Origin of the sequence: Pseudomonas sp. P135, assembly GCF_020312125.1 — a bacterium.
Lineage (GTDB): Bacteria > Pseudomonadota > Gammaproteobacteria > Pseudomonadales > Pseudomonadaceae > Aquipseudomonas > Aquipseudomonas fragariae.
This window is the reverse complement of record NZ_JAGPYR010000038.1, coordinates 1-12,217: the sequence shown is the minus strand read 5'-3', so window position 1 is coordinate 12,217 and position 12,217 is coordinate 1. Positions and strand designations below refer to the sequence as shown.

The 12,217-nt window shown below is 60.4% G+C and carries 10 protein-coding genes; 7 read left to right on the top strand and 3 right to left on the bottom strand.

The annotated features are described in order from the left end of the window. Nucleotides 1-228 precede the first annotated feature (228 nt). The 7 genes from pqqF to KBY08_RS26075 all read left to right on the top strand — a co-directional run bounded on the left by pqqF (nt 229) and on the right by KBY08_RS26075 (nt 7,723). Nucleotides 229-2,517 (top strand): pyrroloquinoline quinone biosynthesis protein PqqF, encoded by a 2,289-nt coding sequence (gene pqqF / locus KBY08_RS26105; protein WP_111522395.1) that lies wholly within the window; start codon nt 229-231, stop codon nt 2,515-2,517. 135 nt (nt 2,518-2,652) lie between these two features. Further along, a complete protein-coding gene (gene pqqA, locus KBY08_RS26100) occupies nt 2,653-2,727 on the top strand; it encodes a pyrroloquinoline quinone precursor peptide PqqA (protein WP_003422658.1) in 75 nt (24 codons plus the stop codon). An 88-nt stretch (nt 2,728-2,815) separates the two neighbouring features. After that, nucleotides 2,816-3,727, top strand: coding sequence for a pyrroloquinoline quinone biosynthesis protein PqqB (gene pqqB / locus KBY08_RS26095; RefSeq protein WP_024640643.1), 912 nt, complete (start codon nt 2,816-2,818; stop codon nt 3,725-3,727). A gap of 8 nt (nt 3,728-3,735) precedes the next feature. Continuing rightward, nucleotides 3,736-4,491 (top strand): pyrroloquinoline-quinone synthase PqqC, encoded by a 756-nt coding sequence (gene pqqC / locus KBY08_RS26090; RefSeq protein ID WP_111522396.1) that lies wholly within the window; start codon nt 3,736-3,738, stop codon nt 4,489-4,491. Further along, a complete protein-coding gene (gene pqqD, locus KBY08_RS26085) occupies nt 4,488-4,772 on the top strand; it encodes a pyrroloquinoline quinone biosynthesis peptide chaperone PqqD (RefSeq protein ID WP_011269164.1) in 285 nt (94 codons plus the stop codon). Before pqqC ends, pqqD begins: the two co-directional genes overlap by 4 nt. Further along, complete coding sequence (gene pqqE / locus KBY08_RS26080; RefSeq protein ID WP_032655810.1) at nt 4,765-5,934, top strand: pyrroloquinoline quinone biosynthesis protein PqqE; 1,170 nt, start codon at nt 4,765-4,767, stop codon at nt 5,932-5,934. Before pqqD ends, pqqE begins: the two co-directional genes overlap by 8 nt. Then, nucleotides 5,897-7,723 carry a S9 family peptidase gene (locus tag KBY08_RS26075; protein WP_032655809.1) on the top strand — a complete coding sequence of 609 codons (1,827 nt, stop codon included), beginning with the start codon at nt 5,897-5,899 and terminating at the stop codon, nt 7,721-7,723. Before pqqE ends, KBY08_RS26075 begins: the two co-directional genes overlap by 38 nt. 55 nt (nt 7,724-7,778) lie before the next feature. Here KBY08_RS26075 and KBY08_RS26070 read toward each other — a convergent pair whose 3' ends face one another. The 3 genes from KBY08_RS26070 to KBY08_RS26060 form a co-directional block, all read right to left on the bottom strand. Continuing rightward, nucleotides 7,779-7,940 (bottom strand): YqaE/Pmp3 family membrane protein, encoded by a 162-nt coding sequence (locus tag KBY08_RS26070; RefSeq protein WP_002555565.1) that lies wholly within the window; start codon nt 7,938-7,940, stop codon nt 7,779-7,781. A gap of 403 nt (nt 7,941-8,343) precedes the next feature. Further along, nucleotides 8,344-10,122, bottom strand: coding sequence for an acyl-CoA dehydrogenase C-terminal domain-containing protein (locus tag KBY08_RS26065; RefSeq protein ID WP_032655808.1), 1,779 nt, complete (start codon nt 10,120-10,122; stop codon nt 8,344-8,346). 169 nt (nt 10,123-10,291) lie between these two features. After that, entirely contained in the window at nt 10,292-11,590 is a 1,299-nt protein-coding gene (locus KBY08_RS26060) for a sensor domain-containing diguanylate cyclase (RefSeq protein WP_011269168.1), read from the bottom strand. Between the last annotated feature and the right edge of the window lie 627 nt (nt 11,591-12,217).

Here is a 12,217-nt window from a genome sequence, read left to right as displayed (position 1 = left end):
CGGACAAGTCCGCTCCTACGCCCGTTGGGCAGAATCAAAAACGGCCTCCTGCCCGAGGGGTAGGAGCGAACTTGTTCGCGAAGACGGTCGTTCAGGCGATGCATTGTCGGGAAGCTTGACGGCCCCTTTGCGTCCTCTATTTCGCAGGCTTGAGCAGCAGGCTCGCGAACGGGTCGGCTAATCCGCTAGCATGACGCTTCGCCTTGCAACGCTTTCCGGACGCCCCTCATGCCTGCCGCACACTCCGCCGACACTCAACGCCTCACGCTGGCCAACGGCCTGAATGTGCTGCTGTGTCACGAGCCACGGCTCAAGCGCTGTGCGGCCTCGTTGCGCGTGGCAGCCGGCAGTCACGATGCGCCACAGGCGTGGCCAGGGCTGGCGCACTTTCTGGAGCACCTGTTTTTTCTCGGCACCGAACGCTTCCCGGCCGGGGACAACCTGATGACCTTCGTGCAGCGTCATGGCGGGCAGGTCAATGCCAGCACCCGCGAGCGCACCACCGACTTTTTCTTCGAACTGCCGCAGGCGGCCTTCGCCCAAGGGCTGCAGCGATTGTGCGACATGCTTGCCCGGCCGCGCATGGACATCGCAGATCAATTACGCGAGCGCGAAGTGTTGCACGCCGAGTTCATCGCCTGGCTCGGCGATAGCGCATCCCGCGATCAGGCGCGCCTGCTGACAGCGATCACGCCTCAGCATCCGCTGCGTGGCTTTCACGCTGGCAATCGCTACAGCCTGTCAGTGCCTAACCCGGCGTTTCAGCAGGCATTGCATGACTTTTATCGAGGCTTCTATCAGGCCGGGCAGATGACCCTGTGCCTGACTGGCCCGCTGCCGATGGCTGAATTGCAGGCGCTGGCGATAAACCACGGCGCGGTTTTCGCCACTGGGATAAAGGTCACACAGCGCCCGCCTCCAGCATTGATGACCAGCCCTCGACAGGCTGGCGAGCAAAACCATCTGCTGTTTGCCTTCGAGGACTTGCCGGACAAGGCTGACGAAGCGGTGGCCTTCTTCTGTCACTGGCTGAACGCAGCGCAGCCTGGCGGGCTGGTTGCCGAGCTGATCCGCAGGGGCCTTTGCACTTCACTGCACGCCGCGCCGCTGTACCAGTTCGGCGGGCAGCTTTTGCTGGATATCGAGTGTAAAGGCGACCCGGCGAACGCGACCGCTATCAGCAGCCTGCTTTTCAGCTGGCTCGCTTTTTTCAAGGCTCACTGGCCAACGCGGCTTGAGGAATACCACCGTCTCGAACAACGCCTTCTGCAGATGTGCGGAGCATTGGCTCTGGCCAACCATCACTGTCGCGAAACGCCCGCGCAGTTGAGCGAGCAAGGCCAAAAAGCCTTAAGCGCATTTCTCGCAAAACTCACGGCTGATGAGGATAACCTCGACCCAGAGCTGGTCGACTGGCGCCTGCCAGCCCGGAACCCGTTTCTTGGTACGGCGGCGGACGACCCCGTTGAAGCCGCGCTGTACCTGCGCTGGCAACTGCCGTCCCCACAGCCCGCCTTTTGGCGGATGCTCGACGCCGCGCTCAAGCCACTGGCCGAAGACGCACGTCAGGCCGGGGTAACCCTGACCTTCACCGCGTACGGCCCCTACTGGCAGCTGCAGTTGAACGGCTTGCGCGAACCGATGCCAGCGGTTCTGCAACAAAGCCTCCTGCGCTTGCAGCACCCCGATGCCCGCGCGCAGGAACACGACGAGCCAGTGTTGATCCCGATCCGTCAGTTGCTCAAGCAGCTTGCCGATCACTACCTGCGCAGTGACCCGGAGGTGACCATAAGCGACCTGCCAGGCGTATGGTCGGCTTCGCGCTGGATCAGTTTCACCAGCGGTTTCGACACGGCCAGCCAGTCGATGTTGGACGCGGTGTTGAATGCAGCACCCGGCGTTCGGCAAACTTCCCCGGCCGATCTGCCAACCATTCGCGCTGGCAAGCATTGGGCAGCGCAAGCATCGTCTTCCTCGGAAGACGCCGTGCTGGTGTTCTGCCCGGCGCCCACGACTTCTATCGAAGATGAAGCCGCTTGGCGTCTGCTCGCGCACCTGGCCCAGACGCCGTTCTATCAGCGGCTGCGGGTCGAGCTGCAATTGGGTTACGCGGTGTTCAGCGGCCTCAGGCAGATCGACGGAAGGGCCGGCTTGCTGTTCGGTGTGCAATCGCCCACCTGCAATGCCCAGCAACTGTTTGAGCACATCGCGGCCTTTATCGGCAGATTGCCGCAGTTAGTCCGCGACGCAGATTTGCCTGAACAGACAAACGCCCTTGCAGCGCAGTTCGAGCCGTCGAACCTGCCGGAGCAACAGCGTGCCGACCTGCAGTGGCAGGCACACCTTGCCGGGCATCAGAGCGACCATGCGCCCACCTTGCAGCGGGCGCTGTCAAATCTGGAAACACACTCGTTGCTGGCCTCTGCGGATCAATTGATCAAGGCCACAGGTGGCTGGCTGATCGTGGCCAATCGCCCTGCCAGCGCGGCTGTTCCGCAATCCTTACCTGAACAGTAACGGTCTTTCATGCAGATTCTAGCCCTGCTGAATTGTGAAAATGAGTAACATAGCTCCCTAAGCATCTGAACGTATGCCTCCAGCGATGCACTAAGATGTAGTCACCCACCGCTGCACTTATCCGAGGAGATTTTTATGTCGTGGACTAAACCTGCTTACACTGATCTGCGTATCGGTTTCGAAGTCACCATGTACTTCGCAAGCCGTTGATTTCAGTGCGCTGTGAAGCCTCGGTTCGCCGGGGCTTTTTTTATGGTTGTGGCTGTTTTTTATTTCAGAGCGTGTCCCAGGAGCTGTCATGTACATCCAGATTCTAGGTTCTGCTGCTGGCGGTGGATTCCCCCAGTGGAACTGCAACTGCGTCAATTGCGCGGGTTTTCGCGACGGCAGCCTGCGTGCCCATGCGCGGACCCAGTCGTCCATTGCGCTGTCCGACGACGGTATCAACTGGGTGCTGTGCAACGCCTCACCGGACATTCGCGCGCAATTGCAGGGCTTTGCGCCGATGCAGCCGGGTCGCGCATTGCGCGACACCGGCATCAGCGCGATCGTGTTGATGGACAGCCAGATCGACCACACCACCGGCCTGCTCAGCCTGCGTGAAGGCTGCCCGCATCAGGTGTGGTGTACCGATATGGTCCATGAGGACCTGAGCACCGGCTTCCCGCTGTTCGAAATGCTCAAGCACTGGAACGGCGGCCTGAGCTGGAACCGCATCGAGTTGCAGGGCAGCTTCGTGATTCCGGCCTGCCCGAACCTGCGCTTCACGCCCTTCCCGCTGCGCAGCGCCGCGCCGCCCTACTCGCCACACCGTTTCGACCCGCACCCCGGCGACAATATCGGCCTGCTGGTCGAAGACACCCGCACCGGCGGCAAGCTGTTCTATGCCCCGGGCCTGGGCAAGGTCGATGAAGCACTGGCCGAGAAGATGCGTGACGCCGACTGCCTGCTGGTCGACGGCACAATGTGGGACGACGACGAAATGCAGCGCCGTGGCGTGGGCACGCGCACCGGCCGGGAAATGGGCCATCTGGCACAGAATGGTCCCGGCGGCATGCTCGAAGTCCTCGAAGGCTTCCCCGAGCAGCGCAAGGTGCTTATCCACATCAACAACACCAACCCGATTCTCGACGAAGACTCCCCGGAACGCGCGGAGCTGGTTCGTCGCAACGTCGAAGTGGCCTTCGATGGCATGAGCATCGAGCTTTAGGAGCTGACATGAGCGAAGCGACTGCGCTGTCCCCCGCCGAATTCGAACAGGCCTTGCGCGCCAAGGGTGCCTATTACCACATCTATCACCCGTTCCATGTGGCGATGTACGACGGCCGAGCGACCCCCGAGCAGATTCAGGGCTGGGTCGCCAACCGTTTCTACTATCAGGTGAACATTCCGCTCAAGGACGCGGCGATTCTGGCCAACTGCCCGGATCGCGAGATCCGTCGCGAGTGGATTCAGCGCCTGCTCGATCATGACGGTGCGCCTGGCGAAGACGGCGGCATCGAAGCCTGGCTGCGCCTCGGCCAGGCCGTGGGGCTCGACCCGGACCAGCTGCGCTCGCAGGAACTGGTGCTGCCAGGCGTGCGCTTTGCCGTCGACGCCTACGTGAACTTCGCCCGCCGCGCCAACTGGCAGGAAGCCGCCAGCAGCTCGCTGACCGAACTGTTCGCCCCGCAGATCCACCAGTCGCGTCTGGACAGCTGGCCGCAGCACTACCCATGGATCGACCCGGCAGGCTATGAGTATTTCCGCACTCGCCTGGGTCAGGCCCGACGCGATGTAGAGCACGGCCTCGCCATCACGTTACAGCACTACACTACGTACGAAGGTCAGCAGCGTATGCTGGAAATCCTGCAGTTCAAACTCGATATCCTGTGGAGCATGCTCGATGCCATGTCCATGGCCTACGAGCTGAACCGCCCGCCGTATCACAGCGTCACAGACCAAAGGGTCTGGCATAAGGGGATTACCCTATGAAGCACGATCCGCAGTTCCGAGCGTTGACACCCAAATGGCATCAAGGCTATCGCTTTCAGTACGAGCCTGCGCAAAAGGCGCATGTGGTGCTTTACCCTGAAGGCATGATCAAACTCAATGAAAGCGCGGCCCTGATTGGCGGGCTGATCGATGGCAAGCGCACCATCGCCGCCATCATTGATGAGCTTCATCAGCAGTTCCCCAATGTTCCCGAACTGGGCATGGACGTCGACGAGTTCATGGAAGGCGCCAAAAAGAAAAACTGGATCGATCTTGTCTGACATAGCACCCGTCACCAACACCCCGTACATACCGCCCACTCCCGAGGTCGGGCTGCCGCTGTGGCTGCTCGCCGAGCTGACCTATCGCTGCCCGTTGCAATGCCCGTATTGCTCCAACCCCCTGGATTTCGCCAAACAGGGCCAGGAGCTGAGCACCGAGCAGTGGTTCAAGGTCATGCAGGAAGCGCGGGAAATGGGTGCGGCGCAGATCGGTTTTTCCGGCGGCGAGCCGCTGGTGCGCCAGGACCTTGCCGAACTGATCGCCGAGGCACGGCGTCTGGGCTTCTACACCAACCTGATCACCTCGGGCATCGGCCTTACCGAAGAGAAGATCATCGCCTTCAAGGAAGCAGGCCTGGACCACATCCAGATCAGCTTTCAGGCCAGCGACGAGCAGGTCAACAACATGCTCGCCGGCTCGAAAAAAGCCTTCGCGCAGAAGCTGGAAATGGCCCTCGCGGTGAAAAGGCATGGCTACCCGATGGTGCTGAACTTCGTGACCCACCGGCACAACATCGACCGTATCGACAAGATCATCGAGCTGTGTCTCGCGCTGGAAGCGGACTTCGTCGAACTGGCGACCTGTCAGTTCTATGGCTGGGCGCATCTGAATCGCGTCGGTCTGCTGCCGACCAAAGATCAACTGGTCCGCGCCGAAGCCGTCACCAATGAATATCGCGCCCGGCTGGAGGCAGAGAATCATCCGTGCAAACTGATTTTCGTCACCCCTGATTATTACGAAGAGCGTCCCAAAGCGTGCATGAACGGCTGGGGCAATATCTTCCTGACCGTGACACCGGATGGCACGGCGCTGCCCTGCCACGGCGCGCGGCAGATGCCCATTCAGTTCCCCAACGTGCGCGATCACAGCATGCAGCACATCTGGTACGACTCGTTCGGCTTCAATCGCTTCCGCGGTTACGACTGGATGCCCGAGCCGTGCCGTTCGTGTGACGAGAAGGAAAAGGACTTCGGCGGCTGTCGCTGCCAGGCCTTCATGCTGACCGGCGACGCCGCCAATGCCGACCCGGTGTGCAGCAAATCCTATCACCACGGGATTATCACTCAGGCTCGTGACGAGTCCGAAACCGCTACTCAAACCATTGAAGAGCTGGCCTTTCGCAATGACCGAAACTCACGACTCATCGCAAAATCCTCCTGACCGCCTGAGCGCCGCCCAGGCGGTCGCTGCAGGCGTCGACTTCGCCGAACTGGATGTCAGCTCGGCGGGCCTGTTCTGGAACGAATACCGCCCCGAAGACGGCGCCAGCCGCATCTGGCACTGGTACGCCAACAGCAAGCGCTGCCTGACGCCACAAGGTTTCAGCGTACGCAGCCGGGTGTATGAATACGGTGGTGGTTCGTTCTGCCTCGCCGACGACGCCGTAGTCTTCGTCAACGAGCGCGACCAGCAACTGTATCGACAGGCCCTGGACGCCAGCGAGCCGGTGGCGCTGACCGAGGGCGACAAGCGCTACGGCGGCGTGTTCTTCAGCGGCGGCCGGATTCTGGCCGTTGAAGAGGACCGCAACACGCATCGACTGGTGGCTATCGAGCTGGCTGACGGCAAGCGCCAGTTACTGGCCGAAGGCGCTGATTTTTACTCATCGCCAATTGTCAGTGCCGACGGCAGGCGCCTGGCCTGGATCGAATGGCAGCGCCCGCATCAGCCGTGGACCAGCACCCGTTTGATGTGTGCAACGAAACAGGACGACGGCAACTGGGCCGCTGCGCAGTGCATCGCAGGTGACGGTGCGCAAGAGTCTCTGCAACAGCCGCGCTTCGATGCCCATGGGCGTCTGTATTGCCTGACTGATCGCGCGGGTTTCTGGCAGCCGTGGGGCGAATCGCCTTCCGGGTTTGCGCCGCTTCCCGCCCGTCCGGCGGATCATGCTTCCGCGCCGTGGCAAATGGGCAGTTGCACCTGGCTGCCGATCAACGATGGTTACCTGGCGAGCTGGTTTGCAGACGGTTCAAGTATCCTGGGGCTTTCTCAGGCTGACGGCAGCGTCGAGGACTTCAGCGCGGGTTACAGCCGCTTTCGCAGCCTCGCCATTGACGAAGAGTTCGTCTATTGCATCGCCGCCTCGGCCATCAGCACCTCTGCGGTACTGGCCATTTCTCGCCACGACGCCAGTGTTCAGGTGCTTGCCGGAGGCGGGTCGCCGCTGCCGGCCGATCAGATCAGCCGTCCTCAGACGTTGCGTTACCCCAGTGGCAGGGCCGAGGCTCATGGCTACTTCTATCCGGCCATGACCGGCGCAGAAAAACCGCCGCTGGTGGTGTTCATCCATGGCGGCCCGACCTCTGCGTGCTACCCGGTGCTGGACCCGCGCATTCAGTACTGGACGCACCGCGGCTTCGCCGTCGCAGACCTCAATTATCGCGGCAGCAGCGGCTACGGCCGCGTGTACCGGCAAGGTCTGCACCTCACCTGGGGCGTGGCGGACGTCGAAGATGCCTGTGCAGTCGTGAAACATCTGGCCGAGCGCGGCCTGATCGACGAACGACAGGCTTTCATTCGCGGCGGCAGTGCCGGTGGCTACACCACGCTCTGCGCGTTGGCCTTCCGCGACGTATTCCGCGCAGGCGCCAGCCTTTACGGCGTCAGCGACCCGGTAGCACTGGCCAGGGCGACGCATAAATTCGAGGGTGATTATCTGGACTGGCTGATCGGCGATCCCGACAATGACATCGAGCGCTATCAGGCTCGTACGCCCCTGCTGCACGCCGACAGCATCAAAGTGCCGGTGATTTTCTTTCAGGGCGAACTGGATGCCGTGGTGGTTCCGGAACAGACCCGGTCCATGCTCAAGGCCTTGCAGGACAACGGTATCAAGACCGAAGCGCACTTCTATGCGGACGAGCATCATGGATTCCGCAAGGCAAATAACCTGGCAGATGCGCTGGAGAAGGAATGGCGTTTCTATCGGGATGTGCTGGATGCCTGATCAGGCCGTATGATCGTTCCCGCGTCAGGGAACGATCAGCGTGTGCAGCGAGGCGTTACTTACGCGAAACGATGATGTAGATCGCGTGGATGATGCCCGGGATGTAACCCAGCAGGGTCAGCAGGATATTCAACCAAAAAGCGCCAGCAAAGCCTACTTGCATGAACACGCCTACCGGAGGCAGCAGAATGGCGAAAATGATACGAATGATGTCCATGAAAAGCTCCTGATTGATTGGCTCTGATTGGCCATACAGCTAATCGACCCTGCCCGGCGGCGAGGGTTCAACCGGCTCTGGCACCGCGCCATTATTCTTTCTCGGGAGAGGATCAGGACAAGCATTGCACTGCGGGCACAACATCGTGTGCTGCGAGCAGAAAGAACATCGAATCGTTAAAACGCAAACAAAGAAAACCCCGCCGAAGCGGGGCTTTCCAGACTGTTTCCCTGATTTCCCTTTCACCCCGCCATCCTGGCAGGCTTCCCTACGTGTCCCTGTTATGTCTTGTTGCGCGTCCTGCGCTACGTCCATGAACAAAGATTAACTTTGGATCCCTTTCTTGGGAAGAGGCCAATTGGCGTCACGTAGTGTAAGCAAATGCTTACAAGACTTTTCCAGGTCAGAATTGTGACGCCTTCAACAGGTACAGCGACTCGCTGCCCGCGCGTACCGAGGCATCCAGCGAGTGAATACGCGGCAGCAGACGTGCGAAGTAGAAGCGTGCGGTCCCCAGTTTGCTTGCGTAGAACTCCTCCTGCTGCTCTTTACCCAGTGCTGCCTTGGCCATCATGGCCCACATGTAGGCATACGCGGTGTAACCGAACAGATGCAGATATTCCACAGAGGCCGCACCGATTTCATCGGGGTTGTTGCGCGAGCGATCCAGCACCCAGCCGGTCAGCTCATCGAGCATGTTCAAGGCTTTGCTCAGCGGCTGAGTGAACTCGCTGAGCGCTTTGTCAGAGCCGGTGATGAACTGGCGGACTTCATCGGAGAACAGCTGATAGAACGCGCCATTCGAGCCGACGATCTTGCGCCCGACCAGGTCCAGCGCCTGAATGCCATTGGTGCCCTCGTAGATCTGCGTGATACGCACGTCACGCACCAGTTGTTCCTGGCCCCACTCGCGGATGTAACCGTGCCCGCCGAATACCTGCTGACCGTGGACGGTGGTTTCCAGACCGATATCACTCAGGAACGCCTTGGAGACCGGTGTCAGCAGTGCTACCAGATCATCGGCACGCTTGCGCGCGGTATCGTCTTCGCTGAACTTGGCAATATCCAGTTGCAGGGCGACGTAGCTGGAAAACGCCCGACCGCCTTCGTTGAAGGCTTTCATGGTCAACAGCATGCGACGCACGTCAGGATGGACGATGATCGGGTCAGCGGCCTTGTCCTTGTTCTGCGCACCGGTCGGGGCACGGCTCTGCAGACGGTCCTGCGCATACTCGACGGCGGCCTGATAAGAGCGCACGCCAGACGCCAGGCCCTGGATACCGACGCCGAGGCGCTCGTAGTTCATCATCGTAAACATCGCCGCCAGGCCCTTGTTCGGCTCACCGATCAGATAACCAGTCGCGGCGTCGAAGTTCATCACGCACGTCGCCGACGCCTGGATGCCCATCTTGTGCTCGATCGAGCCACAACTGACGGTGTTGCGCTCGCCGAGGCTGCCGTCGTCACCAACCATGAACTTGGGCACCAGAAACAGCGAGATGCCCTTCGGGCCAGGCGGAGCATCCGGCAACTTGGCCAGTACCAGATGGATGATGTTTTCGGTCAGGTCGTGTTCGCCACCGGTAATGAAAATCTTGCTGCCGGTGATCTGGTAGGCGCCGTCCGCCTGGGGTTCGGCGCGCGTGCGAATAATGCCCAGGTCAGTACCGGCGTGGGCCTCGGTCAGGCACATCGACCCGGCCCAGACGCCCGAATACATATTGGGCAGAAATTTGTTCTTGAGCTCCTCGGTCGCGTGGGTGTCTATCGACACGCAGGCGCCGGAGGTGAGCATCGCGTACAGACCGAACGCCAGGCTGGCAGAGTTGAGCATCTCTTCGACCTGAGCCGACACCACCTTGGGCATGCCCATGCCGCCAAACTCGGGGTTACCGCCCACACCGACCCAGCCGCCTTCGGCGTAGATCTTATAGGCCTCGGGAAAACCGGCAGGCGTGGTGACGACGGTGTCCTTCCAGTGGCAGCCCTCCTCGTCACCGTTGCGGCTCAGCGGCGCAATGGTCTTGCTGGTCACTTTACCGGCTTCTTCGAGAATGGCTTCGACCGTTTCGACGTCGACTGTTTCGGCCAGCTCGGGCAGTTGAGCCCAGAGCGTTGAAACCTCGAAGACTTCATTGAGGACGAAGCGCATATCGCGCAGTGGCGCTTTATAGTCAGCCATGGCAAACCTCGTGAACACGGATCGAAATGCTTTGGGAAGCCGATCGATGCATCCAGCGACGCAGATCAGCAGTCGAGTTCCACGAGTCTAACCGAACAACATTTCAGAGACATAGGGTCGTGTCATGACTGAATAGTCATAACAGGTCACGGGAAGTACCAGGGTTTGCTCAGGTTGCCGCTTCAGTCGTGCGCACAGCGCCGCGTCGGTTCAACTGCCCGTAAGCCACCACACAATTGCGCCCGGCGCCCTTGGCTGCATACAGCGCCTGGTCGGCGCTTTTGAGCACTTCTTCGGGCGTGCGATGCTCCGGCTGGCGTTCGGCAACGCCGATACTCACCGTCACCGACACGCTGCCAGCCTGCGCGCCACTTCGACGCTGTCGGCCTTGCTGGTCGTCCTGAGGGCGATTGTCCTTGTTGCGCAGCTGAATTTCGTAACTGGCGATGGTCTCGCGGATGGCTTCCAGGTGCGGCATGCACTCATCGATGCTCTTGGCGGCGAACACAATGGCGAACTCCTCACCGCCATAGCGATAGGCCTTGCCGCCACCATTGGTGATTTTCGACAGCTTGCTGGCCACCAGACGCAGCACCTGATCGCCCACATCGTGGCCGTGGGTGTCATTGAATTTCTTGAAGTGATCCACGTCGCTCATCGCCAGCACATAGTTGCGACCCAGACGCTGCATGCGCTCATTGAGCGCCCGACGCCCAGGCAGCCCGGTAAGCTCGTCGCGGAAGGCCATCTGATAAGCCTCGTGAGCGACGGCAGCGGCAATCATCAGCATCACCTGGCTGCAAAGTATGTTCAGCGTGAACGGCAGAATGAAGGTCTTGGGCAATGCCCAGAGCAAACCCAGCAGGCCGACGATCTGCGCCGCATGCAGCGGTCGCGGCTTTTCCAGGTATTGCCAGATCAGCACCCCGAACGACACCAGAAACATCGCATAGGACAACTGAATCAGGCTCATCCATGCGCCATGCAGGACAGGCCAGCGGATGTCGGCCAGCCAGACTTGCAGCTCGACCGGATAACTTTGCTCAAGCCCCACCGCCACACCGCCCAGCGCCACCAGCACCGCGAGCCGCGCAATCATGTCCTGGAACAGATGCGTGCGTTCCTCCCATGCTGCATAAAGCCCGAACAGCAGCGGCAGCAGCAGGCAGACCAGGTGAAAGATCACCGCCGCATCCTCGCGGACCTTGCCGTGGTCACGGTAGTAATCGGTCTGGGTGTCGAGCAGGTAGTAGGCGATATACACCGTGAGCATCAGAAACAGCTCGCGCTGACGTCGATAAACACAGCAATACGCACCGCCCAACAGAAGAACCAGAGTAGGAAGCACGTTGAACAGAGAGGTGAAGAAGACGTTCAGGTCCTTTACGTACGCAGCCGCGAGCCCCGCCACCAGCAAACCCAGTGAAGGCAGAAAATGACTCAAGCGTGCAGCTGATGGACGCAACAAAAGGGGTTATCTCCTACCCGGCATCTGGATGACTGGCTGGCCTAATGGCATTGTGCCCTTCGTCAGCGAACAATGCATCGGCAGGATCAACAAACAACTTAATTTCTGTAACGGCAGGAAGTGGGAAATGTTTATTGCGGGATTTCTCGTACCCGTACGTTGGCATGCAGTTCGTGACGCTCTAGGTCGTGCTGCAGCGCAAAGTCATGCTTTACCTGTCATCACTGCACATAAAAGCGCTTTGTTATCGCGATGGCACAGACGACGCAGAGTGCGACGTTAGTGACGGCTGAGTCCTGGCGCTGATCCGGCGGTAACTCGGCAAGGATGCCGAGTTAGCCGCATCCGGGCCATGGATGGCCCGTTGCGGCGACCCCCGGATCAGTGACAGGGCAAAGGAACCCGACGAAGTCGGGCCGGAAACGGAGCTGCGGGCTTTGCCTACTTTGGCCCCATCAAAGTAGGTCGCCGAGGGGCGAAAAGGTGACCTGAGTCGAACCCCAATCCACCCGACATCGCAGAGCCCTGTGTGACGCAGAGCGTCACGAACTGCATTCCCACGCGGAGTGGTGTGACCCCCGAAGGTTGGATGCAACCTTTGGAGGCGTCATGGGTAAATATACAGAG

Excerpts from the sequence above, each read along its gene's own strand:
- pqqF (WP_111522395.1), top strand. The coding sequence starts at position 229 with ATGCCTGCCGCACACTCCGCCGACACTCAACGCCTCACGCTGGCCAAC.
- pqqB (WP_024640643.1), top strand. The coding sequence starts at position 2,816 with ATGTACATCCAGATTCTAGGTTCTGCTGCTGGCGGTGGATTCCCCCAG.
- pqqC (WP_111522396.1), top strand. The coding sequence starts at position 3,736 with ATGAGCGAAGCGACTGCGCTGTCCCCCGCCGAATTCGAACAGGCCTTG.
- pqqD (WP_011269164.1), top strand. The coding sequence starts at position 4,488 with ATGAAGCACGATCCGCAGTTCCGAGCGTTGACACCCAAATGGCATCAA.
- KBY08_RS26075 (WP_032655809.1), top strand. The coding sequence starts at position 5,897 with ATGACCGAAACTCACGACTCATCGCAAAATCCTCCTGACCGCCTGAGC.
- KBY08_RS26070 (WP_002555565.1), bottom strand. The coding sequence starts at position 7,940 with ATGGACATCATTCGTATCATTTTCGCCATTCTGCTGCCTCCGGTAGGC.
- KBY08_RS26065 (WP_032655808.1), bottom strand. The coding sequence starts at position 10,122 with ATGGCTGACTATAAAGCGCCACTGCGCGATATGCGCTTCGTCCTCAAT.